Origin of the sequence: Neobacillus oceani (genome assembly GCF_046237595.1) — a bacterium.
Classification (GTDB): Bacteria; Bacillota; Bacilli; order Bacillales; family Cytobacillaceae; genus Bacillus_D; species Bacillus_D oceani.
In genome coordinates, this window is the sequence record NZ_CP143543.1 from 240561 (window position 1) to 264897 (window position 24337).

17 protein-coding genes, 2 tRNA genes, 2 rRNA genes and 1 riboswitch are annotated in these 24337 nt (G+C 46.4%); of the genes, 16 read left to right on the plus strand and 5 right to left on the minus strand.

What is annotated here, in order from left to right; genetic code table 11:
* Window positions 1–81: 81 nt before the first annotated feature.
* The 8 genes from V1499_RS01370 to tsaD all read left to right on the plus strand — a co-directional run bounded on the left by V1499_RS01370 (window position 82) and on the right by tsaD (window position 6938).
* Window positions 82–3014, plus strand: a 23S ribosomal RNA gene (locus V1499_RS01370).
* Between the two features lie 73 nt (window positions 3015–3087).
* Window positions 3088–3203: ribosomal RNA gene (gene rrf, locus V1499_RS01375) — 5S ribosomal RNA — on the plus strand.
* Window positions 3204–3251: 48 nt separating this feature from the next.
* A tRNA-Met gene (locus V1499_RS01380) sits at window positions 3252–3325 on the plus strand.
* A gap of 3 nt (window positions 3326–3328) precedes the next feature.
* Window positions 3329–3405 (plus strand) — tRNA-Asp (locus V1499_RS01385).
* Window positions 3406–4297: 892 nt separating this feature from the next.
* A complete protein-coding gene (tsaE, locus tag V1499_RS01390) occupies window positions 4298–4774 on the plus strand; it encodes a tRNA (adenosine(37)-N6)-threonylcarbamoyltransferase complex ATPase subunit type 1 TsaE (protein ID WP_409273173.1) in 477 nt (158 codons plus the stop codon).
* Window positions 4755–5456, plus strand: a complete 702-nt coding sequence (tsaB, locus tag V1499_RS01395) for a tRNA (adenosine(37)-N6)-threonylcarbamoyltransferase complex dimerization subunit type 1 TsaB (RefSeq protein WP_409273175.1) — start codon at window positions 4755–4757, stop codon at window positions 5454–5456. The genes tsaE and tsaB overlap by 20 nt, the downstream gene beginning before the upstream one ends.
* Complete coding sequence (gene rimI / locus V1499_RS01400) at window positions 5449–5919, plus strand: ribosomal protein S18-alanine N-acetyltransferase (RefSeq protein WP_409273177.1); 471 nt, start codon at window positions 5449–5451, stop codon at window positions 5917–5919. The genes tsaB and rimI overlap by 8 nt, the downstream gene beginning before the upstream one ends.
* Window positions 5916–6938: a tRNA (adenosine(37)-N6)-threonylcarbamoyltransferase complex transferase subunit TsaD gene (tsaD, locus tag V1499_RS01405; RefSeq protein ID WP_409273179.1), complete on the plus strand. Its 1023-nt coding sequence runs from the start codon at window positions 5916–5918 to the stop codon at window positions 6936–6938. Before rimI ends, tsaD begins: the two co-directional genes overlap by 4 nt.
* A 217-nt stretch (window positions 6939–7155) precedes the next feature.
* Here tsaD and V1499_RS01410 read toward each other — a convergent pair whose 3' ends face one another.
* A complete protein-coding gene (locus tag V1499_RS01410; RefSeq protein ID WP_409273180.1) occupies window positions 7156–9072 on the minus strand; it encodes an ABC-F family ATP-binding cassette domain-containing protein in 1917 nt (638 codons plus the stop codon).
* Window positions 9073–9432: 360 nt separating this feature from the next.
* Here V1499_RS01410 and moaC point away from each other — a divergent pair, with 360 nt between their 5' ends.
* Window positions 9433–9927 (plus strand): cyclic pyranopterin monophosphate synthase MoaC, encoded by a 495-nt coding sequence (gene moaC, locus V1499_RS01415; RefSeq protein ID WP_409273182.1) that lies wholly within the window; start codon window positions 9433–9435, stop codon window positions 9925–9927.
* Between the two features lie 61 nt (window positions 9928–9988).
* The gene (locus V1499_RS01420) at window positions 9989–10663 is read left to right on the plus strand and encodes a redox-sensing transcriptional repressor Rex (protein ID WP_409273184.1); all 675 of its coding nucleotides are present in this window, start codon (window positions 9989–9991) and stop codon (window positions 10661–10663) included.
* Between the two features lie 13 nt (window positions 10664–10676).
* On the opposite strand, the gene V1499_RS01425 is transcribed toward V1499_RS01420, so the two are convergent.
* Together V1499_RS01425 and V1499_RS01430 are read right to left on the minus strand one after the other, a co-directional pair.
* Window positions 10677–10877 (minus strand): YdiK family protein, encoded by a 201-nt coding sequence (locus tag V1499_RS01425; RefSeq protein ID WP_409273186.1) that lies wholly within the window; start codon window positions 10875–10877, stop codon window positions 10677–10679.
* Complete coding sequence (locus V1499_RS01430; protein ID WP_409273187.1) at window positions 10874–11608, minus strand: lysostaphin resistance A-like protein; 735 nt, start codon at window positions 11606–11608, stop codon at window positions 10874–10876. Before V1499_RS01430 ends, V1499_RS01425 begins: the two co-directional genes overlap by 4 nt.
* A gap of 255 nt (window positions 11609–11863) precedes the next feature.
* On the opposite strand from V1499_RS01430, the gene groES reads away from it, so the two are divergent.
* Both groES and groL read left to right on the plus strand, forming a co-directional pair.
* Window positions 11864–12151 (plus strand): co-chaperone GroES, encoded by a 288-nt coding sequence (groES, locus tag V1499_RS01435; protein WP_115454113.1) that lies wholly within the window; start codon window positions 11864–11866, stop codon window positions 12149–12151.
* A gap of 57 nt (window positions 12152–12208) precedes the next feature.
* Window positions 12209–13837, plus strand: coding sequence for a chaperonin GroEL (gene groL, locus V1499_RS01440; protein ID WP_316572835.1), 1629 nt, complete (start codon window positions 12209–12211; stop codon window positions 13835–13837).
* Between the two features lie 398 nt (window positions 13838–14235).
* Here groL and V1499_RS01445 read toward each other — a convergent pair whose 3' ends face one another.
* Window positions 14236–15744, minus strand: coding sequence for a right-handed parallel beta-helix repeat-containing protein (locus V1499_RS01445; protein WP_409273190.1), 1509 nt, complete (start codon window positions 15742–15744; stop codon window positions 14236–14238).
* A 124-nt stretch (window positions 15745–15868) separates the two neighbouring features.
* Complete coding sequence (locus V1499_RS01450; RefSeq protein ID WP_409273192.1) at window positions 15869–18262, minus strand: beta-glucosidase; 2394 nt, start codon at window positions 18260–18262, stop codon at window positions 15869–15871.
* Between the two features lie 449 nt (window positions 18263–18711).
* On the opposite strand from V1499_RS01450, the gene V1499_RS01455 reads away from it, so the two are divergent.
* From V1499_RS01455 to V1499_RS01470, 4 genes are all read left to right on the plus strand, one after another.
* Complete coding sequence (locus V1499_RS01455; protein ID WP_409273193.1) at window positions 18712–19131, plus strand: YhcN/YlaJ family sporulation lipoprotein; 420 nt, start codon at window positions 18712–18714, stop codon at window positions 19129–19131.
* 319 nt (window positions 19132–19450) lie between these two features.
* Window positions 19451–20719, plus strand: a complete 1269-nt coding sequence (locus tag V1499_RS01460) for a mechanosensitive ion channel family protein (RefSeq protein ID WP_409273195.1) — start codon at window positions 19451–19453, stop codon at window positions 20717–20719.
* A gap of 370 nt (window positions 20720–21089) precedes the next feature.
* Window positions 21090–22625 (plus strand): glycine betaine uptake BCCT transporter, encoded by a 1536-nt coding sequence (locus tag V1499_RS01465; RefSeq protein ID WP_409273197.1) that lies wholly within the window; start codon window positions 21090–21092, stop codon window positions 22623–22625.
* 243 nt (window positions 22626–22868) lie between these two features.
* Window positions 22869–22970: riboswitch (purine riboswitch) on the plus strand.
* A 132-nt stretch (window positions 22971–23102) separates the two neighbouring features.
* The gene (locus V1499_RS01470) at window positions 23103–24254 is read left to right on the plus strand and encodes a BMP family protein (RefSeq protein ID WP_409273199.1); all 1152 of its coding nucleotides are present in this window, start codon (window positions 23103–23105) and stop codon (window positions 24252–24254) included.
* Window positions 24255–24337 lie beyond the last annotated feature (83 nt).

Consider the following 24337-nt stretch of genomic DNA (forward strand, 5'->3'; position numbering starts at 1 on the left):
GTTAAGAAGAAGTAACCAAGAAGAACCGAGTGATCGCCATTTTAGTTTTCTCTCTGGTAAACAGAGTGGAATGACCTTTTAGGTTAAGTTAGAAAGGGCGCACGGTGGATGCCTTGGCACTAGGAGCCGATGAAGGACGGGACTAACACCGATATGCTCCGGGGAGCTGTAAGTGAGCTTTGATCCGGAGATTTCCGAATGGGGAAACCCGCCATCCGTAATGGGGTGGCATCTTTACCTGAATCCATAGGGTATTGAAGGCAGACCCGGGGAACTGAAACATCTAAGTACCCGGAGGAAGAGAAAGCAAACGCGATTCCCCAAGTAGCGGCGAGCGAAACGGGACATAGCCCAAACCGGAAGGCTTGCCTTCCGGGGTTGTAGGACACTCTACATGGAGTTACAAAGGAACGGGGTAGGCGAAGAGGCCTGGAAAGGCCTGCCGGAGAAGGTAAAAGCCCTGTAGCTGAAACTTCGTTCCCTCCTGAGTGGATCCTGAGTACGGCCGGACACGTGAAATCCGGTCGGAATCCGGGAGGACCATCTCCCAAGGCTAAATACTCCCTAGTGACCGATAGTGAACCAGTACCGTGAGGGAAAGGTGAAAAGCACCCCGGAAGGGGAGTGAAAGAGATCCTGAAACCGTGTGCCTACAAGTAGTCAGAGCCCGTTCATGGGTGATGGCGTGCCTTTTGTAGAATGAACCGGCGAGTTACGGTCCCATGCAAGGTTAAGCCGAAGAGGCGGAGCCGCAGCGAAAGCGAGTCTGAATAGGGCGAATGAGTATGTGGCCGTAGACCCGAAACCAGGTGATCTACCCATGTCCAGGTTGAAGTCCAGGTAACACTGGATGGAGGACCGAACCCACGTACGTTGAAAAGTGCGGGGATGAGGTGTGGGTAGCGGTGAAATTCCAATCGAACCTGGAGATAGCTGGTTCTCTCCGAAATAGCTTTAGGGCTAGCCTCACGTAGTAAGAGTCTTGGAGGTAGAGCACTGTTTGGACTAGGGGCCCCCATCGGGTTACCGAATTCAGACAAACTCCGAATGCCAAAGACTTATCCGTGGGAGTCAGACTGCGAGTGATAAGATCCGTAGTCAAGAGGGAAACAGCCCAGACCACCAGCTAAGGTCCCAAAGTATACGTTAAGTGGAAAAGGATGTGGAGTTGCTTAGACAACCAGGATGTTGGCTTAGAAGCAGCCACCATTTAAAGAGTGCGTAATAGCTCACTGGTCGAGTGACTCTGCGCCGAAAATGTACCGGGGCTAAACGTATCACCGAAGCTGTGGATTGACATCTTCGATGTCAGTGGTAGGAGAGCGTTCCAAGGGCGTTGAAGCAGGACCGGAAGGACCTGTGGAGCGTTTGGAAGTGAGAATGCCGGTATGAGTAGCGAAAGATGGGTGAGAATCCCATCCACCGAATGCCTAAGGTTTCCTGAGGAAGGCTCGTCCGCTCAGGGTTAGTCGGGACCTAAGCCGAGGCCGAAAGGCGTAGGCGATGGACAACAGGTTGATATTCCTGTACCACCTCTTCATCGTTTGAGCAATGGGGGGACGCAGGAGGATAGGGTAAGCGCACTGTCGGATATGTGCGTCTAAGCAGTTAGGCTGGAAAGCAGGCAAATCCGCTTTCCGTGACGGCTGAGCTGTGACAGCGAGGGAAATTTAGTACCGAAGTTCCTGATTCCACACTGCCAAGAAAAGCCTCTAGCGAGATGGAAGGTGCCCGTACCGCAAACCGACACAGGTAGGCGAGGAGAGAATCCTAAGGTGAGCGAGAGAACTCTCGTTAAGGAACTCGGCAAAATGACCCCGTAACTTCGGGAGAAGGGGTGCTCTTTAGGGTTCATAGCCCTGAAGAGCCGCAGTGAATAGGCCCAGGCGACTGTTTAGCAAAAACACAGGTCTCTGCGAAGCCGCAAGGCGAAGTATAGGGGCTGACGCCTGCCCGGTGCTGGAAGGTTAAGAGGAGGGGTTAGCGCAAGCGAAGCTCTGAATCGAAGCCCCAGTAAACGGCGGCCGTAACTATAACGGTCCTAAGGTAGCGAAATTCCTTGTCGGGTAAGTTCCGACCCGCACGAAAGGCGTAACGATCTGGGCACTGTCTCAACGAGAGACTCGGTGAAATTATAGTACCTGTGAAGATGCAGGTTACCCGCGACAGGACGGAAAGACCCCGTGGAGCTTTACTGCAGCCTGATATTGAATTTTGGTACAGCTTGTACAGGATAGGTAGGAGCCTGTGAAGCCGGAGCGCCAGCTTCGGTGGAGGCGTCGGTGGGATACTACCCTGGCTGTATTGAAATTCTAACCCGCACCCATGATCTGGGTGGGAGACAGTGTCAGGCGGGCAGTTTGACTGGGGCGGTCGCCTCCCAAAATGTAACGGAGGCGCCCAAAGGTTCCCTCAGAATGGTTGGAAATCATTCGCAGAGTGTAAAGGCACAAGGGAGCTTGACTGCGAGACCTACAAGTCGAGCAGGGACGAAAGTCGGGCTTAGTGATCCGGTGGTTCCGCATGGAAGGGCCATCGCTCAACGGATAAAAGCTACCCCGGGGATAACAGGCTTATCTCCCCCAAGAGTCCACATCGACGGGGAGGTTTGGCACCTCGATGTCGGCTCATCGCATCCTGGGGCTGTAGTCGGTCCCAAGGGTTGGGCTGTTCGCCCATTAAAGCGGTACGCGAGCTGGGTTCAGAACGTCGTGAGACAGTTCGGTCCCTATCCGTCGTGGGCGCAGGAAATTTGAGAGGAGCTGTCCTTAGTACGAGAGGACCGGGATGGACGCACCGCTGGTGTACCAGTTGTCTTGCCAAAGGCATCGCTGGGTAGCTATGTGCGGACGGGATAAGTGCTGAAAGCATCTAAGCATGAAGCCCCCCTCAAGATGAGATTTCCCATTCGTAAGAAGTAAGATCCCTGAAAGATGATCAGGTTGATAGGTCAGAGGTGGAAGCACGGCGACGTGTGGAGCTGACTGATACTAATCGATCGAGGACTTAACCAAATAGATTGCTCGTTCTTCCGAACTTCTTCTGAAAATTATCCAGTTTTGAGGGAATGAACCTCAAACCAAATAGTCTGGCAGTTATGGCGAGAAGGCCACACCCGTTCCCATACCGAACACGGAAGTTAAGCTTCTCAGCGCCGATGGTAGTTGGGGCCTTGCCCCTGTGAGAGTAGGACGCTGCCGGGCTATACCTTATATTTTTGGGTATATAGAAACAAAATATTTTTTTATCGTCGCGGGGTGGAGCAGTTCGGTAGCTCGTCGGGCTCATAACCCGAAGGTCGCAGGTTCAAATCCTGCCCCCGCAATATGGTCCGGTAGTTCAGTTGGTTAGAATGCCTGCCTGTCACGCAGGAGGTCGCGGGTTCGAGTCCCGTCCGGACCGCCATTTTAGTTTCATAGTTTTTTATGAAAAAAACGAAACCAGGTTTCGTCTTTTTTTATGTTCAAAAGATAAAAATGGAGTTGACCACGGTCATTGGCTGTGGTCATTTTAATTTTTCGGAGAGAATAACCCAAGTAAGCATTTTGGATAATTGTCATTATCTATATCTGATAGTGACAATTAAATGGAAAAACACTGGTTAGGATGTCACTCAACCCCCATTTACGTTACATTGAAATGGCAAAACTCGATTAGGATGTCACTCAACCTTCATTTGCGTGACATTGAAAGGGCAAAACTCGGTTAGGATGTCACTCAACCCCCATTTACGTGACATTGAAATGGCAAAACTCGGTTAGGATGTCACTCAACCCCCATTTACGTGACATTGAAATGGCAAAACTCGGTTAGGATGTCACTCAACCTCCCTTTGCGTGACATTGAAAGAGCAAAACCCGGTTGGGATGTCCTCACTCCCCATTTGCGTGACAACAAAGGGTATAACCCGGTTTAGTTGTCACTAATAGCTCTAAAACACATAATGATAAAATTATTGAAGGTACCCGCTTCAGACATTCTTAGCATAACAACCCCTATAAGCCAGGGTAAAAAAACTCCTCCCTCACTTATAGATAAACCCTCAATCCCAAGGCACTTTTGCCCATTCTCCAAAAATCATGTAAACTACATAATGTAGACAAAATCCTTAGGAGCCATCCTAAGGGTTTTTCTAAGATATTGGACAGATTCCGGGTTTTCACCAGAAACGTCCGATGTAAGCAGCGTATCGGAAACAATTTTAGGATCTCCCGAAAAGAATCCAGTGTTTCCACCAGAATTAAGTACGTAGTTGTATATATAGATTTATAAAACACATTCCTTAAAAGGTGATTGAATGGAACCACTTGTATTTGAATATAAATCTTCCTCGACGGAGGAGACAGTCATTTTGGCCAAAAGGCTGGGGGGCATGCTGGAGCCGGGCGATGTTTTAACATTGGAGGGCGATCTTGGTGCGGGAAAAACGACATTCACCAAGGGTCTTGCCCAAGGGCTTGGAATAAAGAGGATGGTCAACAGCCCGACGTTTACAATCATTAAGGAATATCATGGCAGGCTGCCATTGTATCATATGGATGTTTACAGGGTTACGAACGAGAGCGAGGACCTCGGTTTTGATGAGTATTTCGAAGGCGAGGGTGTCACAGTTGTTGAATGGGCACACTTAATAGGGGATCAGCTGCCTGAAAACCGACTGGAGATTCAGCTGTATCATGAACCGAATGGTGGAAGGAGAATTCTTTTTAAGCCAAAGGGTTACAGATACGAGAGATTATGTGAGGAGTTTTTTTATGAAGATCTTGGCAATTGATACGTCCAATTATCCGCTTGGCGTTGCTGTTGTCGACGGGGATAAAGTCGTCGCAGAATACATCACAAATGTGAAACGGAACCATTCGGTAAGGATCATGCCTGCCATCGATTCCGCCATGAAGGAAGCTGAATTGAGGCCAGCCGATTTAAATAAAATTGTCGTTGCCGAGGGGCCTGGTTCCTATACAGGGGTGAGGATAGGCGTGACGATCGCTAAAACATTGGCGTGGACACTCGGCATCCCGCTTTCCGGAGTGTCCAGCCTTGAGGTGCTTGCAATGGCTGGGCGGTATTTCAATGGCTATATTGCCCCTGTTTTTGATGCCCGCAGAGGCCAGGTATATACAGGGCTATATAAATTTGAAAACGGCCAATTGGGAGTGGTCGAATCTGACCGCCTTGTTTTGATGAGTGACTGGGCAGAAAACCTCGCTGGCTTACAGGAGAAAACCTTGTTTGTCGGTAACGATGTTTCTCTGCATTTAGAAGCAATCACTAGTAAAATGGGAGAAAAGGCAGTTATTTCAGCTCCAACCGAAAGAAATCCGCGACCATCCGAACTAGCGCTTCTTGGTAAAAACAAACCTGATGCCGATGTTCATTCATTTGTCCCTAATTATATTCGCCTGGCGGAAGCGGAAGCAAAATGGCTTGAATCAAGGGGCGAATCACATGAGTAACCACACGGCCGACAGCAATGGATTATTTACGTTCCGGTTTATGCGGGAAGAAGATATCGACCAAATCATGATTGTGGAACAGGAATCATTTACTCTGCCCTGGAGCAGGGAGGCATTTTACAATGAATTGCACCACAATCAATACGCTGTGTATATTGTCCTTGAAGATGAAGGCAAAATCATTGGCTATGGAGGGGCTTGGGTTGTGCTGGATGAGGCGCATATCACCAATATAGCAGTCTTGCCTCAATACCGGGGCAGGAAGCTTGGCGAAGCGCTCTTGAAAAAGGTTCTTGACGTGGCAAGGGAGAATGGCGCGGAGACTGCAACCCTTGAAGTTCGAGTATCCAACACGCCCGCCAGGTCATTATACAAGAAAATGGGTTTTCAGGAAGGCGGTATAAGGAAAAAATACTATACCGACAACCAGGAAGACGGAATCGTTATGTGGGTGAAATTATGAGTAAAGATCAATTGATCTTGGGAATTGAGACAAGCTGTGACGAGACAGCGATAGCAATCGTAAGGAATGGCCGGGAAATCGCCGCGAATGTTGTGGCTTCTCAAATTGAGAGCCATAAGCGTTTCGGCGGGGTCGTGCCTGAAATCGCCTCCCGCCACCATGTAGAAGAAATAACAATCGTCCTTGAAGAGGCTCTTAAACAGGCGGAAGTGAAGATGGAAGACATCGATGCCATTGCTGTTACAGAAGGCCCGGGACTGGTCGGCGCTCTGCTGATTGGTGTAAATGCGGCCAAGGCACTCGCTTTTGCCCATCAAAAGCCGCTTGTTCCTGTCCATCATATTGCGGGCCATATTTACGCGAACAGGCTGCTAACGGAGATGAAATTCCCGCTTTTGTCCCTGGTTGTATCCGGCGGGCATACCGAGCTTGTTTATATGAAAGAACATGGGCATTTTGAAGTAATCGGAGAGACAAGGGATGACGCGGCGGGCGAGGCTTATGACAAAGTGGCCAGAGTCCTGAATATGCCTTACCCTGGTGGGCCGCATATTGACCGGCTGGCCCATGAAGGTATAGCTGTCATTCCGTTGCCGCGTGCATGGCTTGAAGAAGGTTCGTATGATTTTAGCTTCAGCGGCTTAAAATCGGCCGTTATCAATACTGTCCATAATGCAGAACAGCGTGGAGAGTCAATTGCACCTGAAGACCTGGCAGCCAGCTTCCAGGAAAGTGTCATTGAGGTTCTTGTTGAAAAAACAGTCCGGGCGGCGAATGAATATGGTGTGGGACAGGTACTGCTTGCAGGAGGAGTTGCGGCCAACAAGGGGCTGAGGAAGGCTCTTGAGGAGGCGTTTGGCAAAAGTGAAGGAATAGAGCTTGTCATTCCGCCATTGTCGCTTTGCACGGACAATGCGGCCATGATTGCGGCAGCGGGGAGCGTTATGTTTGAAAAAGGCATCCGGGGAAGCCTGGCTTTAAATGCAAACCCGGGCCTTGATATTGAAAAATATAATTGACATTGTAGGGCAGCGAAAATATTTCGCAGCCCTTTTTGCTGTGGATAAAAATTTTTCTCGCATTCACCGCTTTGTGGATAAGCACGGGTGTTCCTGTTGATAATGTGGATAAAAACGATGGGTTCTGTGGATAAAGTGGATAAGTCCGTTGATAACTGATATAACAGCAATTTTATTGTGTATAAAAATGTGGAAAAGCGCAGGGAAGCCCCGCGCTTTAGTCAGCAAGTTCCGCCCATTGTTCCATTAACTGATCTAGTTCCTGGCGGGCTTTATCATTTTCAGTGTTAATAACAAGTACCCTTTCGTGGTCCTGATAAACCTCCGGATCACAAAGAAGCGATTCGTTTTCTTCAATAAGCGCTTCGAGTTCTTCAATTTTGGCTTCAATCTCTTCCAGCTTCCGTTTTCGCTGCCGCTCAAGTTTCTTGGATTCCTTATCCTGCTGGAACGTATTTTTGGCGGCAGGAGTTTCGGTAACCGATGCAGAAGCGGCCTTTTCCATCGCTAAAAGCTCAGCCATTTCCTGTTTCTTTTCGAGAAAATAATCATAATCGCCGAGATATTCCACGCAGCCATCCGTTTTCAGTTCCAGAACCTTTGTTGCGATCCGATTGATAAAATAACGGTCATGTGACACGAACAGGATTGTGCCGGGATAATCGATAAGCGCATTTTCGAGAACCTCCTTACTGTCAAGGTCAAGGTGGTTGGTCGGTTCGTCGAGGATAAGGAAATTCGCCTTTTGCAGCATCAATTTGGCCAGGGCGAGGCGCGCCTTTTCACCCCCGCTTAAAGTGGAAACGGGCTTGAGGACATCATCTCCGGAAAAAAGGAAGTTTCCGAGAACTGTTCGGATCTCTTTTTCAGTTTTCAGAGGGTACTCGTCCCAAAGCTCATTCATGACCCGCTTATTCGACCTAAGATTGGCTTGTTCCTGGTCGTAATAGCCTATCATGACGTTTGTACCGTAGTGGATTGAGCCCGCGTGTGCCGGAAGGTTTTTTATAATCGTTTTGAGCAAGGTTGATTTCCCGATTCCGTTAGGTCCGACAAGCGCGATGCTGTCACCCTTTGTGATGGAAAAAGAAAGGTCCGCTGCAACCGGAGCTTCATATCCGACGGCAAGGGCATCAACAAGCAAAACGTCATTGCCGCTTTGCCGCTCGATTTCAAACGAAAAGGTGGCCGATTTTTCATCTCCTGAAGGCCGGTCCATCAGCTCCATCTTCTCGAGTTTTTTCCTCCTGCTTTGGGCGCGTTTAGTCGTTGAGGCCCTGGCAAGATTCCGCTGGATGAACTCTTGGAGTTTAGCCACCTCATCCTGCTGCTTTTCATACTGCTTTAAATCACGCTCATAGTTTTCCGCCTTTTGAACAAGGTAGGAACTGTAGTTGCCAACAAACCGGTGGATTTGCCGGCGGGACAATTCGTATACCTGATTGACGACCTTGTCGAGGAAGTATCGGTCATGGGAAACAATGAGAATTGCGCCATGATAATTTTGCAAGTACAACTCAAGCCATGAAAGTGTTTCAATATCAAGGTGATTCGTGGGCTCGTCCAATATAAGGATGTCGGGTTTCCCTAGCAGCAGCTTCCCGAGCGCCAGGCGTGTTTTCTGGCCGCCGCTCAGGCTTGAGATACTTGTTGAATAATCAAAGGTATGGAAGTTGAGTCCATGGAGCACGGAACGGATATCCGCCTCATACTGGTACCCCCCCATCTCCTTGTATCGGACCTGCAGTTCGTCATAATCCTTTAAAACTCTTTCGTATTTACTGGAATTGCCGATAATGGACGGATCCGCCATTTGCCCTTCCAGTTCCCTTAACGAAGCCTCAAGCTTACGGACTGGTTCGAAAACCTTCAACATTTCATCCCAAATCGACAAGGAGGATTCGAGACCCGTATTTTGCGCGAGATAGCCGATGGTAACATCTTTCGGTTTAATGATTTCGCCGCCATCATGTCCGATATGGCCGGCGATTATTTTGAGGAGCGTCGATTTCCCCGCGCCATTCCTGCCGACCAGGGCAACGCGGTCCCTGTTTTGGAGCTCAAGCTTTATGTTCGATAAAATTAATTCAGCGCCATAGTATTTTTCAAGGTTATTCACTTGAAGCAAAATCATTCTTTTCACCCCATTACTATCTAGAGTGTAACCCATAAGGGGTTGCTCGGCAATGAGTGAACCATCCTCCAGGTATGGTTTTCCGCTGATGGTTTAAGCTCGTATGACAGGGGAAAAGGAGCTAAATATGACAATTTTTTAAAAATATTGGGACTTAATCTCGTGAAAAGCTAAAAAACAATGGAACATATGTGAAACATGGAACAAAGAGCATACACAATTACCTGAAAATAGTGTATTATTTTTATAACTCATAGAACTGAACTATAGGGAAAAGGTTAGAAAAACGGCCAGGGCCCCATTCGGGAAAACGGGGTCGATCTGCCAGGTTGTTCCGTTTTTGGGAAAGGAGTTTTTAGGATGGCTGAATTTACGCATTTCAATGAAGAGGGCAGAGCAAAAATGGTCGATGTCAGCGATAAGCCGGAAACAGCCAGGACGGCAATCGCCCGCTCAAGCATAACTGTAAATCGAGACATTTATGAAAGAATAACGAATAATGAGATGAAAAAGGGTGATGTGCTGGCGGTGGCCCAGGTAGCCGCTGTTATGGCAGCAAAGAAAACATGGGAAATCATCCCAATGTGTCACCCCATCCCGCTGACAGGGGTAGACATCACTTTCAGGTGGGAAGAGGAAGAAGCAGGACATAAGCTGATGATTTCTGCTTCAGTTAAGACGAAAGGAAATACTGGCGTGGAAATGGAAGCGCTAACTGCTGCTTCCATCTGCGCATTGACTATATACGATATGTGCAAAGCCGTTGACAAAGGAATGGTAATCGGGCCTACCTATCTTGTTGAAAAAACAGGCGGCAAGCATGGCGATTTTAAACGAGAACAAGAGGTCCAGTAAACAAGATTTCCCGCGAATGGCCAGGGGCCTGCGAGAAAAATTAAACCGGGGCAGGGGATCAATGGTGACTGAAACAATGAAAATACCGCAGGCAACCGCCAAAAGGCTGCCGTTATATTACAGATTTTTAAAGAATTTGCATTCCTCTGGGAAGCAGAGAGTTTCATCCGCGGAACTTAGCGAAGCGGTTAAAGTCGATTCGGCTACAATCCGAAGGGATTTTTCCTATTTTGGAGCCCTTGGCAAAAAGGGCTACGGCTATAACGTAAACTACTTGCTTGGGTTCTTTCGGAAGACGCTTGATCAGGATGAGCTTACAAAGGTCGCCCTTATCGGGGTAGGAAACCTTGGGACTGCCTTTTTGAACTACAATTTCCTGAAAAACAATAATACAAAAATCGAAGTAGCCTTTGACGTTGATCCCGATAAAGTGGGGACGAAAATTGGCAACGTCCCAATCCACAGCCTGGATGACCTTGAAGCGTACCTGAACAATGACAATGTTACGGTAGCGATTTTGACCATACCTGCTTCCGTTGCCCAGCCGATTACAGACAGGCTCGTTAAAACAAATGTGAAAGGAATTTTAAACTTCACGCCTGCGAGGCTGAATGTCCCGCGCTCCATCCGGGTCCATCATATCGACCTGGCTGTTGAATTGCAGTCGTTGATTTACTTCCTGAAAAATTATCCCGGAGCGGACTTTTCCGAAGAAGCAGAAGAAGCAAAAAAGTGAGCCTAAAAGGGGCTCACTTTTTTTGAATTCGTTTTAGCTTGTAATGTAAACCGATCATCCTTATGCCCGCCCCGAAATCAAAGGTGGCCAAAATAACGAGGAGATAGGAAAAGAAACCCCAGCCTTCGTCCCTTACGCTCCCAACTGCGAAATATGTAAACAAAATTCCGAGTAGGAGGTACACGATGCCGGAAAACAATGGTGATTGCCTCATAAAAACCCTCCGATAAAGTTTTGCATCTGTTCTGCTTCACGCAGGAATCTCTCAATTTCCTCACGGTAAATACTCTGCATCAAAACAACGAGCGTATTCATTATGACGTGCGCAATGATCGGAACAATGATCCGGTTTGTCCGGACATAAAGGAAAGCAAATGTGAATCCAATTGCCGAGTAAATCAGGATATGTTCAAATTCCATGTGCGCGGCTGCGAAGATAACGGAACTGATCAATGCGGAAACAAAGAAATTAAACCGCTTGTGAAGGCTGCCGAAAATGATTTTTCGGAACACGATTTCCTCAAGGATGGGGCCGATGACCGAACTGATGAGAATCACCGCGGGGAAATTGTCAATCATCCGCATGATTGAACGGGTGTTATCCGAACCCATTTTAATCCCAAGCATTTGCTCCACTATGGCGGCGGCCCATTGCGCGAAAAGGGCGAGGAAAATTCCGCCGACGGCCCATGAGATGGACTGTGGCAAATTTGCAGCGTTCCTGTTTTGAAGCGAGCTGGCCATTTCTTTTCGCAGGAGGAACAACGTAATCAGGAATGCCGACACAAAGCTGATTATCAGCCAGTAATTTAAGGCATACATCTGCGTTTCCTGGGGACTGTTCCCCGCGCTGGCAAGGACGATTGCCAAAAGGGGGACCCCCACCAGGCTCGAAAGCTGCATGACGATATATACAATAAGAATCCAACCGTATTCACGTTTCAAAATGGCAAGCTCCTTTATACTTTTTGCATCACTTTTCATTCTACTCACAAAGGCAAACTTATTTCAATCATGAAACCTTCCTGTATAGCCTTTGCCAAAGCGGACATACTCATAAGGTTGATTTTTTTTAAAAAAATTCATGCTTCGTGCTTGCAAAAAAAACGGGTTTTCATTATTATAATAATTGTGTTAGCACTCACCTGAACAGAGTGCTAATAAGCGACTACATAAAACCATTTGAGGAGGTTGTTTGAATTGTTAAGACCACTTGGCGATCGCATTATCATTGAGCTTGTCGAGTCTGAAGAAAAGACTGCAAGCGGCATTGTTTTGCCTGACACTGCAAAGGAAAAGCCGCAGGAGGGCAAAGTTGTAGCAGTAGGTTCCGGCCGTGTTCTCGATAGCGGCGAGCGTGTAGCTCCGGAAGTATCTGTCGGCGACCGTATCATCTTCTCAAAATATGCCGGCACAGAAGTAAAGTACCAGGGAACTGAATACCTAATCCTTCGTGAAAGCGATATCCACGCCGTTATTGGCGAATAATTGCCTGAACTCAGGGCACATACCTAATTTTATCTGACTTGAGGAGGTTTTTGAACTATGGCAAAAGACATTAAGTTCAGTGAAGACGCGCGCCGCTCAATGCTTCGCGGTGTAGATGCTCTTGCAAATGCTGTTAAAGTCACGCTTGGGCCTAAAGGGCGCAACGTTGTTCTTGAGAAAAAATTCGGTTCACCGCTTATCACAAATGACGGTGTTACAATCGCGAAAGAAATCGAGCTTGAAGACGCATTCGAAAACATGGGTGCCAAGCTTGTTGCCGAAGTGGCAAGCAAAACAAACGATGTTGCCGGTGACGGTACAACGACTGCGACTGTCCTTGCGCAGGCAATGATCCGTGAAGGCCTGAAAAACGTAACCGCAGGCGCCAACCCAATGGTTCTCCGCAGGGGGATTGAAAAAGCGACAAAGGTTGCCGTTGAAGAATTGAAGGCAATTTCCAAGCCAATCGAAGGAAAAGAATCCATCGCCCAAGTTGCGGCGATTTCCGCTGACAACCCAGAAGTCGGCCAATTGATCGCTGAAGCAATGGAGCGCGTTGGCAACGATGGTGTTATTACGATTGAAGAATCAAAAGGTTTCGCTACCGAACTTGATGTAGTAGAAGGTATGCAATTCGACCGCGGATATGCATCTCCATATATGGTTACAGATTCCGATAAGATGGAAGCTGTCCTTGATAATCCGTATATCCTGATTACTGACAAGAAAATTTCCAGCATTCAGGAAATCCTTCCTGTCCTTGAGCAGGTTGTCCAGCAAGGCAAGCCGCTATTGCTGATTGCTGAAGATGTTGAAGGTGAAGCGCTTGCTACATTGGTAGTCAATAAGCTTCGTGGTACATTCAACGCTGTTGCTGTTAAGGCTCCTGGCTTCGGTGACCGCCGCAAAGCTATGCTTGAAGACATCGCTGCCCTTACTGGCGCCGAAGTTATCACAGAAGAGCTTGGCCGTGACCTTAAATCCGCAACAATCCAATCTCTTGGCCGTGCTTCCAAGGTTGTTGTTTCCAAAGAGAACACAACAATTGTTGAAGGCGCTGGAGACTCAGCTGCAATCGCTGGGCGAGTAAACCAAATCCGCGTTCAGCTTGAAGAAACAACTTCCGAGTTCGACCGTGAAAAGCTGCAGGAGCGCCTTGCGAAATTGGCTGGTGGCGTAGCTGTCATCAAGGTCGGCGCTGCAACTGAAACAGAATTGAAAGAGCGCAAGCTTCGTATCGAAGACGCCCTGAACTCAACTCGTGCTGCTGTTGAAGAAGGAATCGTGTCCGGCGGTGGCGTCGCCCTCTTGAACGTTTACAACAAAGTGGCTGAAATCCAGGTTGAAGGCGACGAGCAAACAGGCGTGAACATCGTACTTCGCGCTATGGAAGAGCCTGTCCGCACAATTGCGCAAAACGCAGGCCTCGAAGGCTCTGTCATCGTTGACCGCCTGAAGCGTGAAGAAATCGGCACTGGTTTCAACGCTGCTACTGGCGAATGGGTGAACATGATCGATGCCGGTATCGTTGACCCAACAAAGGTTACACGTTCCGCGCTTCAAAACGCTGCATCCGTTGCGGCTATGTTCCTGACAACTGAAGCAGTTGTTGCCGACAAGCCTGAGGAAAACAAAGGCGGCGGCATGCCTGACATGGGCATGGGCGGAATGGGCGGCATGATGTAATTAGGGTTTTGAAACCTTGTTATATCAACTTCTAATATGATAATATGCTTTTCTTGTCCTCGGATTGGTCCTCGTTTTATAAAAAACATGGAAACCTATGACAAAAAGCTAACTATAGGAGAAGGTCTTTCATCAGTTTGCTAAACTGTTGGGAGGCCTTTTCTTCCATATTATAAGAAGGTTCGTTAATAATATTGTCTCGAAATCTAGAATTCATGAAAAGGGCGCAATCCTTGAATAAGGATCAGCGCTCTTTTTCCATTTAAGGGCCAGATTATAGAGTAACCTTCGTGGGCAGTTTTTAACTCAATTAATACTTAATAATGATCATCTTATTTTTAATTTCATGACCCGATTCATGCCACGGAAATGCCACAACTTTGATACATTTTGTCGACTTAGGGACAAGACTTGCTCACCTCTATCCCGTCGGCCACCCTCAACTCGTCTCCCTCAATGCCGTCGAAAACGTTTTCCCTTATACAAAGATTCTTCCCGGCATCGATCCTTATGCCTTTGGCGGCCTGTCGAATGACGTTGCCCTTGATCCTGATGCCTGACGGGATTCCTTTGCCCCGTCCGTCAGCACCTCGGTCCTTGATGAGGCGGATGGCCCAGAACTTGTCAGTCCCACCAGTGATGTGGTTACCGTGCAACTTTGTGCCTGGCGCATTCCGGAGCTCGATGCCGACCCGCGAATCATCCCCAGCGGTGATCCTGTTGTCCTCAATGAGGGTGTCAGGAGTTCCCAGGATGACGAGGACTCCCTGACGGTTTCCAATCAAGTCGTTGGAGTGCACCCAGTTTCCAGGACCTGAGGCATCATGTTTGTTCTTTGCCCCGCCGGAATTGCCGAGCGCGATACCCGCCTTCTGCCCGCCAACGACCGTATTATCCCGGACCTCGTTCAGGTATTCACCCTCGCCATGCAGGTCGATGGCGTCGAGGATGCTGCCGGTAATGGTGTTCTCCGCCACGAGATTGTTGTGCGTAGGGAACTGCAGCAGAATGGCATGCCGCAAATGCCTGCCATTGAAGGTATTGCCGATGACGACGTTGTGCCTGGAATCGTTAGCGGCATTTGGGTCGTGCTGATCCGCTGAACCCTCGATAGCGATTCCATAGCCCTGTCCCCCGGGGCCAACAGCAGTTGCCTCACTTACAGAGTTTCCAGTGAGGGTCACTTCACGGCTGGCCTTGACGGAGATTCCGTGGCGCTTGAACCTGCGAATGCCCAGGTTCTCCACAAGGATCCGGGAACTGGCCTTCCCTTTGTGAGCTCCGAGGTAGATCCCATACATAGGACCTCCACCCGTGTCGCCGTTGTCGGGATCATCGCCGAGTGGTCCCTTATAACGGGAGGTAATAGTGAAATCAGCGACAATGACGTCGTGGACACCGGAGGCCCGGATCACCCGGCTGTCATCCTCACCGTCGAAGGAGGTAATCATCACGGTTCTCTCCTGACCCTCTCCCCGCAGGTCCACACCGCTGCGCAGCACGATGTTCGCCGACTCATCGGCCGGGTCAGTGGTGCGCAGGTCATACGTGCCGGCCGGCAGGAAGACCTCATCACCCGGTTTGGCCGCGTCCAGGGCCTTCCTGATGGCTGCTGCGTCGTCTTTTGAGTCCGGATCCGGATCTGCCCCGAAGTCCGTGACGTCCAGAGTCCTGCCTGTGGTCCGGCCGGGCGTCGGCACCTTGATTGGCTTGCCGGCCCGGTCCACCAAGCCGGGGACCTGCCAGTCGCCGAGCTTGGACGGGGCTGGTTCCCCAGTTTCATTGCTCTCGACTTGCTTGTCAGATTCCTCCCCGATGCATGCGGTCAAGAGGAACACCAGGCCAAGAACCACCCACCACGAATTCACCAAACCTCTCCGGCTGTTCCGAACTGATTTCTTGATCAAACTTCTCACGTCCTTACTGGAAATTTTGACAAGGAGAAAAGCGGTGAGCCTGCTCGCTCACCGCCTTTGGGATGTTTCGACGACCTCTGCTGGTCGACGGCATCATCCCATGACCAGAGGTCTATTACTTAGAGCCTTTGCCTTTATTTTTGTCGAGTTTGAAGTTCAACGGAATGTCCTTTACCAGGGGAGTATCTGCCGAGGAACCACCGACATGTACGCGGTACTTTCCATCAGCAGTTGCCCATTCGCCGTCAGCCCAGTTCGCCAGGTTATCTGGTTCTTTCGGAATGAAATAGGAGAACGGGTGGTTGGAGTCTGCTTGGTTAATCCTTAGTGTCACACTCTTGCTCTCACCTGGCTTAAGGTCGACCTTCTCAAAGTTGACAAGCCGTTTGGCCGGCTCACCCGTCTTATTCGGAAGGGTTAAGTAGACCTGGGCTGCTTCTTTACCAGCAACCTTACCAGTGTTCGTGATGGTAAAAGTCACGTCAAGACCGGCCAACGAGCCCTTGTTGCCGCGAACCCTCTTCACCTTGAGGGCGTCATACTTGAAGGTCGTGTACGATAGACCGTATCCGAAAGGAAAGACGGGCTTTACATTGTTGGCCTCGTACCAGCGGTAACCCATCTGCAGGCCTTCGGTGTACCGGGCAATCAACTGTTGGGAACCGTTACCGTACGGGCCTGGGCCACCAGGCTTGCCGGTGTCTTGACGAGTTCCTGGGTACTGCTTCTCGGTCGCGAAAGCGGCCTCTCGGGCTTTAGCACCAAACGTCATAGGCAGCTTTCCAGAAGGATTGACCTTCCCGTAGAGCAGATTGGCGACAGCATTGCCATCTTCCATACCCGGGAACCACGCCTCGAGTACGGCAGGAACCTGATCCAACCACGGCATGAGCACCGTGCCAGAGGTCTTCAGGATCACAGCAGTGTTCTTCGCGTTTGCCTTCAGGACTGCATCAATCAGCGGCTCCTGCTTCACCTGATTGATAGCCGGGAAGCCGAGAGTGTCGCGGTCCGCAGTTTCATGCGGGTTGTCACCGACCATGAGCAACACGATGTCAGACTGTGAGGCAAGTTTGGCGGCAGCCTGGGGATCACGGCCATCGTTGTACGTCACCTTGGTGTTGTAGCCCCGCTCCTTAATAACGTTTTCCAAGCCCTGCTGTGGGGTGACCGTGTAAGGGGTCACGACGTTCTCATTGTCGGCCCGAATAGAGCGCGGGGACATCTTGGCTATACCGGCGAACCACTCGGCGCCGATCAGCGCGATCGACTTCGGCTTACCATCCAGTGGCAGGAAGCCGTTATCGTTCTTTAACAGCACGGCCCCTTCCTCGGCCATCTTCCGAGCGCTCGCACCATTGGCCTTCGCATCGACGATTTCAGGCATGAACTTGTTGAAAGGCTTATCCATGTGGCCGAATTCAATCATCTTGATGTAACGTGGACGAAGCAGATTGTCGATGTCGTTCTCGGTCACTTGACCCGAATCAAGGGCCTTCTTGATTTTCTCCTGGGTGTAGTATTGCGGTGCCCAGTCGAGCTCGACATTCATTCCCGCCTTAATAGCGGAGACCGTGTTATGAATCGCGCGACGGTCACTCATGACATACCCGTTGAAGCCCCAGTTTCTGCGCAAAGCATCTTGAAGCAGTTCAGGGCTGTCACAGGCAAAGGTGCCATTAACATCTGGGAACGAGCACATCACAGAGGCTGGATTTGCATCCTTAACGACCATCTCGAAGGGCAGCATATACAGTTCGTTCATGGCACGTGAGGGAACCTGTACCCCCATCGTCCATCGCTCAGTTTCCTGCTCGTTGCCTGCTAGATGCTTAAGCTGGGCCTGCACCCCCTGGGACTCGATTCCCTTGACCTGCTGGGTCGCTAGTGTACCGGTCAGGTATGGGTCCTCACTGAAGTACTCATAGTTCCGGCCATTGTACGGGTGACGCACGAGGTTCATGCCCGGTCCGAGCATTACGTGATGGGCAAAGGCCCGGGTCTCTTTACCTAGAATCCGACCGGCCTCATTGTTTAGCTTACGGTTGAAAGTCGCGGCCATGGCCAAGGTGGACGGTAGTCCCGTCGCCAATGGGTCATTGCCACACGATCCGCCCTTCACACCCGTGCCACCGTTGGTCATGCGGATTGTGGGGATACCTAGTTCCTTGATCCCACGAATTTGCCGGCCGGTGTCCTGCCACTCACATCCAGGCAAAGTGCCCTGGGGCTCGAATACTCCGTTTTGGTACTTGCTGGTACCTCTCCTGTTGATGACGACCGTCTCACCGGTGTTGTTCTCATTGAAGCGCGAGATGACGATTTGCTGCATCTTCTGTTCGATCGTCATCGCATCGAGAAGCAGCTCGGTGCGCTTCTCAGCAGAGAGCTTGGTGTTCATCCAGGGCTTGTTCCCTTGTGTTCCACCTTTCTCCGCAAAAGTAGGCATTACGACCGTAGACATGACGACTATTGCTGTCAAAAAAATTGTAACCGTTCGTTTTATCATCTTAATATCTCCCTTACTATTTATGTAGTGCGTCAGTTTTGAAATTTTTCCCTTGCTATCTATAATGTCTTTTAGTTTTAAAATAATTCATTAAGCATCTCCATTTTTTATACAATTTTTTCAACATATGTATGAGCTCAAATGTTTCAACTGTTTACAGCTTTCTCTGCTTAAAAATTTTTGTGAAATATGTAAAACCAAATCCATTCCTGCGTTTTCTAACGTATTCCCGGAAAACAAAAAACACCCATAAACATTGATATATCAGTGTTTATAGGTGAATAATGCTTGTGTGAATTAACTTAATTATGTAGATAGTACCGGTGGTGGGTGTCGAAGTGATTCCTTAACAACAAACGCAACAATCATTGCAAAGTAAGGAAAATCACATGTATATTGACGAAAAAATGATGGCAATATAAAAACGTGTAAAACAAAGGAGGGTTTTTATGAAACGAATAGCCTTAGTTTCGGTTGCATTAACAGCTTTGGTCCTTTCAGCCTGTGGTGTTAATAATGATGGCTCGAATGATAACAATAGACAAAAGGCTAATATAAATAATGTTAACAATGATACACAGGGGATGAAGGTTGCGGACCAAATTGAGGATAAAATTGTTTCAATGAATGAAGTTGATCAGTCGAATGTTACTATTAAAAATAATAATGCTTATGTAACTGCACAACTCAATAATAACAATAATAATCTTTCCAAGGACGTTGCACAGAAAATAGCGGATTTAGCAAAATCAATTGACCCTGATATTGAAAATGTATATATCTCGGTTAACCCTAAAGCCTCAGCTAATGCCGATGTCTATGATCGAATGAATGATCTTTCGAATGATAGCCAGTGGACATCCAATTGAAGGGTCCTTTGAAGAATTTGGAAACTCCGATAAGTGTACTGCACCCCAAATGGTAGAATTTCATCTTTTGGGGTGTTTTTTAGTGGCTAAATATAGCTTGCGACTTTCTTCTAATACGGTTAAAAATGTAACAGCATAAAAATATATAAGCTGCATGATGTAATCTGCCCTCAAACCCTTGGTATGACTGGTTTTTGAGTGATGTAAGAGTGTTTTGCTAACATTTTTTTAACAAAGAGGATTATAATAGAGGCTTCTCATAAGTTGAGCAAACTTATGGGAAGCTTCTTTTTTTCATTTTTTAAACGGAGGAAGACACATGCAATTCGTTAATAATCTACTTTTGAATATGGAACTGGATCCTAAATTAGTAAAACCTCTTGCGAGTATCATCAAGATTCTGCTAATAGGGATCATCTGTATCGCAGCAAATTTTATTTCAAAGAAAATCGTGATAAGGGTCATTACTAAGATCGTTACAAACTCCAGAGTCAAATGGGGTAAAATCATTTTGGATAGGCACGTTTTCCGGAAGTTATCCCACATTGTTCCCGCGATCATCATTTATTCGTTTGCTTCAACCTTTCCAACCTATGATACAACTATAGAAAAATTGGCGATTACCTATATCATTATTGTAGGGTTAGCGGTCATTCAAAGCTTAATTAATGCACTTAATGATATTTATCAAACCTTTGAAATATCCAAGGTTAAGCCGATTAAGGGATATCTTCAGGTGGTTAACATTATTATTATGACTGTAGGGTCCATCTTAGTAATCTCGAACCTGATAGGGGAAAGTCCCCTCATCCTATTAAGTGGGATTGGTGCTCTCTCGGCAGTGTTGATGTTGGTATTTAAAGATTCGTTATTAGGGCTAGTGGCAGGAATTCAGTTAACGGCCAATGATATGGTTCGGGTCGGTGACTGGATTGAAATGCCAAAGTATGGAGCAGATGGTGACGTCATTGATATTTCTTTAAATACCGTAAAGGTCCAAAATTTTGATAAAACGATTACGATGTTACCAAGTTATGCCCTTATTTCCGATTCTTTTATAAACTGGAGAGGGATGCAAAGCTCAGGCGGCCGGCGAATCAAACGCTCCTTGTATATCGATACGAGTAGTATCACGTTTTGCACCGAGGAAATGATTGAGAAATTTATAAAAGTAGATTACCTTTCTGACTACATCGTTCAAAAGGAAAGGGAAATTACGGAGTACAATGAGAAAAATCAAATTAATCGGGACAATCCTGTGAATGGGAGGGCGCTTACCAATATCGGTGTATTTAGAGCATATATCAGCAATTACCTCAAAAACCACGATGGAATCAATCAGAATATGACATTAATGGTTAGACAACTCGCACCTAGTGAAAATGGGTTGCCTATTGAAATTTATGCATTTACGAATTCCGTACAGTGGGCAGTGTATGAAACGGTGCAATCTGATATTTTTGACCATCTATTTGCGGTTGCACCAGAGTTCGGGCTTCGAGTATTCCAGAATCCATCTGGGGCGGATGTAAGAAATTTGCTGGAAGAATCGAGCAACAAACACTCAAGTAATAAAAGAAGTTATTGAGATATAACCCCGACACAACTCCGACTGTAAATTAAAAGGGGCTTCTAACTAGTTGACCAGACTTTCAAGAAGCCTCTTTTCATGTCTGTTGCTGCGCGTTAAACTAGTTGTCCTCACCCGCTCCCTCTACACTCATCACTTAAGCACAATGCATATAGGAGGTGGGAGCTAGTAACCATTCCAGCTTCCAGGTCAAATTCAAATTGTTTAGAAAAATTCGTTGAGTGTAATAATAGAATAGATTCTTTATGGAATTTACTAGCGTACCCTTATTTATTGGAATTAGGCAAAAAAATCCTTAAAATGTTAGTTTATTTTGCACTTATTAAAAAAAAACATCTGCAATTTTTTAAAAAGAAGGGAAGTTTTGATGAAAAAAATATCAAACGTTTTTTGGATTTCAGTTGCGATTATTTTCATAACAGTCATATTTGGTGTTGCCACTCCAAACAGTTTTGAAGATGCAACCGCAAATATTCAGGGATTTATTACGTCAACTTTTGGATGGTATTATTTAATTTTGGTCACAATCATTGTGGTCTTTTGTATTTTTCTGATTTTTAGCCCTGTTGGGGCAATAAAATTAGGAAAACCTGATGAGAAACCGGAGTTTTCAAAAGCATCTTGGTTTGCAATGCTGTTTAGTGCAGGAATGGGAATTGGCCTTGTGTTCTGGGGAGCAGCAGAACCCCTTTCACACTTCATGAGTCCTCCAATCGCTGAGGCAGGCACAGCCGAAGCAAATAAAGAGGCTATGAGATACACATTTTTCCACTGGGGCATTCATGCATGGGGAATATACGCGATCGTAGCATTATCGCTGGCATACTTCAATTTTCGAAAGGGAGAACCTGGCCTCATATCCGCTACATTAAAGCCTGTCTTGGGAAAAAAAGCAATGGAAGGCAACCTGGGAACAGTTATTGATGTATTAGCAGTTGTTGCTACAGTTGTTGGAGTTGCGTCAACCCTGGGATTTGGTGCAGCACAAATTAATGGAGGATTATCTTATTTATTTGGAATACCAAATAACTTTACCATTCAATTGATCATTGTTGCTGTTGTTACGGTTCTTTTTATTGTTTCAGCTTCAACTGGATTAGCAAAAGGAATTAAAATTTTAAGTAATGCAAATATGTATTTGGCACTTGCATTATTAATCCTAATTTTTATTGTGGGGCCTACAATCCTCATCTTAAACATATTTACTGACTCACTTGGCGGCTATATTCAAAATATCGTTCAAATGAGCTTTCGGATTGCACCATTTAATGAAGAGCACCGCTCATGGATTAATAGCTGGACTATATTTTATTGGGCATGGTGGATATCATGGGCGCCATTTGTAGGAATTTTTATCGCCCGTGTATCAAGAGGCAGAACGATCCGTGAATTTGTCATTGGAGTCTTATTACTTCCAGCTATCGTTAGTTTCTTATGGTTTGCTGTGTTTGGTACAACAGCAATCGAGGTCCAAAAAGCTGTAGGTGCTGATCTATCTCAGCTCGCACCTGAGGAAGTTTTATTTGCAATTTTTAATGAATTACCTTGGACGACTATTCTATCTATTTTAGCCATAGTGCTGGTAGGTATCTTTTTTATTACATCTGCTGACTCCGCAACATTTGTACTTGGCATGCAAACAACATACGGATCACTTACGCCACCTACTAGTGTAAAAGTTACGTGGGGGATTGCACAGTCACTTGTAGCTTTAGTTCTTTTATATAGTGGGGGCTTACAAGCTTTGCAAAATACTTTGATTGGGGTAGCCTTCCCATTTTCGTTTATCATTATTTTAATGATGATTTCACTTTATCGCTCTTTAGCTAAAGAGAAAGAAGAACTTGGTTTGTATCTCAAACCAAAACCACGTAGAAAAAAGGAAGAAACTCCACACCAATAAATGAAAAGTGTCCAATCATAAATAAGACTTGTAAATTCTGCTTACCTACATGTTTTTAAGAGAAGTTTGAAAGTAATTTTGAAGGCTCTCATAAGTTTATAAAACTATATGAGAAGCCTCTTTTTTATTCTTTTTAGTGGTTAGGTATAAGTATCTTTATTATTTTACGAATATTAATTGGTATTTTTTAAAAAATATTCGAGCCTTATTGACGGCGGGAACTTCTAGTGTTACTAGGAGTGAGTAAAAATTAAATATTATTCTCGTATAATATTGGGGATATGGCCCGAAAGTTTCTACCAAGCTGCCGTAAATAGCTTGACTACGAGGTTGTGTATAGAATAACGGAGATAAGTCTGTCTGTTTTTATTTCCTTTATCTGCCTTCCTGATGTCAAGCACCGGTATTTCACTCGGTGCTTTTTTTAATTTTTACACAAACAATCATTCACCAAGAAAAACAGGGAGGGTCATTTTAATGACAAAAGGCACAAAGAAACTAGCAGTGGTATTATTCATTGCTTTACTAACTGTTGTAATGGCAGCGTGCGGAAATAACGCAGCCGACAAAAAGGAAGCTAAGGCTGGAACAGATAAAGACGGGTTGAAAATTGCCATTGTAACAAGCCCTTCAGGCGTTGATGATGGCAGCTTTAATGAAGATAACTATAACGGTATTTTGAGTTTTATTGACAAGCATCCAAATGCAACAGTGAAGGCGATTAAAGAAGAAACAGGTGATCCTGCCGCTGCTGTACAAGCTGTTGCCGATATTGTGGCAGATTATGATGTAATTGTAACGCCTGGGTTCCAATTTGCTGGGGTTTCTAGCCTAGCTGTAGAAAACCCGGATAAAATGTTTATATTAAATGACTCTGAGCCCGCTCCTGTAGATGGACAAACTGATTTTGATAATATCTATGCGATGAATTTTGCTGAACAAGAAAGTGGTTTCTTTGCAGGAATGGCTGCAGCACTTGAAACGAAGACAAACAAAGTAGCGGTTGTAAATGGTATCGCTTATCCTTCAAATGTAAACTATCAATTTGGCTTTGAATCCGGTGTACATTATGCTAATAAGATTTATGGGAAAAATGTTGAACTTGTTGAATTATCCGGTTATGCAGGGACTGATGTAGAAGGTAAGGATGTTGGCGGTAACTATGCAGGATCTTTTGCCGATGAAGCAACTGGAAAAGTGATTGGAAATGCGCTAATCAAACAAGGGGTAGATATCATCTTTGTTGCCGCTGGTGGTACTGGCAATGGTGTTTTCACAGCAGTTAAGGAAGCCAAAGGTGACGTGAAAGTAATTGGTGTCGATGTTGACCAATTTGATGACGGTAAAAATGGCTCTGAAAATATCATTTTAACATCTGCGGTAAAATTCATGGCTATGAATATTGAAAAGACATTAAGTTCTGTTGTTGATGGAAGCTTTAAAGGTGGAAATGTTGTTCTTCATGCAGATACAGATTCAACTGGGTTTATTAGTGAAGAAGGCCGCCACCAATTATCAGAGGATACACTTGCTAAACTGAATGAAGCTTACAAGTTAGTGCAAGACGGTACAATCGTACCTTCATCTAATTTTAATGGCCATACTCCAGAAAAGTTTCCAGGGTTATAACGTTCAATAGAAACACATTCTTAAATAGTAGAAGTTTATCATTTCCTGGTGAAAGAACAGCCAGGGAATGATGAACTTCTTAT

Excerpts from the sequence above, each read along its gene's own strand:
- V1499_RS01425 (WP_409273186.1), bottom strand. The coding sequence starts at position 10,877 with ATGAGGCAATCACCATTGTTTTCCGGCATCGTGTACCTCCTACTCGGA.
- moaC (WP_409273182.1), top strand. The coding sequence starts at position 9,433 with ATGGCTGAATTTACGCATTTCAATGAAGAGGGCAGAGCAAAAATGGTC.
- tsaD (WP_409273179.1), top strand. The coding sequence starts at position 5,916 with ATGAGTAAAGATCAATTGATCTTGGGAATTGAGACAAGCTGTGACGAG.
- V1499_RS01410 (WP_409273180.1), bottom strand. The coding sequence starts at position 9,072 with ATGATTTTGCTTCAAGTGAATAACCTTGAAAAATACTATGGCGCTGAA.
- V1499_RS01460 (WP_409273195.1), top strand. The coding sequence starts at position 19,451 with ATGCAATTCGTTAATAATCTACTTTTGAATATGGAACTGGATCCTAAA.
- V1499_RS01465 (WP_409273197.1), top strand. The coding sequence starts at position 21,090 with ATGAAAAAAATATCAAACGTTTTTTGGATTTCAGTTGCGATTATTTTC.
- V1499_RS01470 (WP_409273199.1), top strand. The coding sequence starts at position 23,103 with ATGACAAAAGGCACAAAGAAACTAGCAGTGGTATTATTCATTGCTTTA.
- tsaB (WP_409273175.1), top strand. The coding sequence starts at position 4,755 with ATGAAGATCTTGGCAATTGATACGTCCAATTATCCGCTTGGCGTTGCT.
- rimI (WP_409273177.1), top strand. The coding sequence starts at position 5,449 with ATGAGTAACCACACGGCCGACAGCAATGGATTATTTACGTTCCGGTTT.
- V1499_RS01455 (WP_409273193.1), top strand. The coding sequence starts at position 18,712 with ATGAAACGAATAGCCTTAGTTTCGGTTGCATTAACAGCTTTGGTCCTT.
- V1499_RS01450 (WP_409273192.1), bottom strand. The coding sequence starts at position 18,262 with ATGATAAAACGAACGGTTACAATTTTTTTGACAGCAATAGTCGTCATG.
- V1499_RS01420 (WP_409273184.1), top strand. The coding sequence starts at position 9,989 with ATGGTGACTGAAACAATGAAAATACCGCAGGCAACCGCCAAAAGGCTG.
- tsaE (WP_409273173.1), top strand. The coding sequence starts at position 4,298 with ATGGAACCACTTGTATTTGAATATAAATCTTCCTCGACGGAGGAGACA.
- groL (WP_316572835.1), top strand. The coding sequence starts at position 12,209 with ATGGCAAAAGACATTAAGTTCAGTGAAGACGCGCGCCGCTCAATGCTT.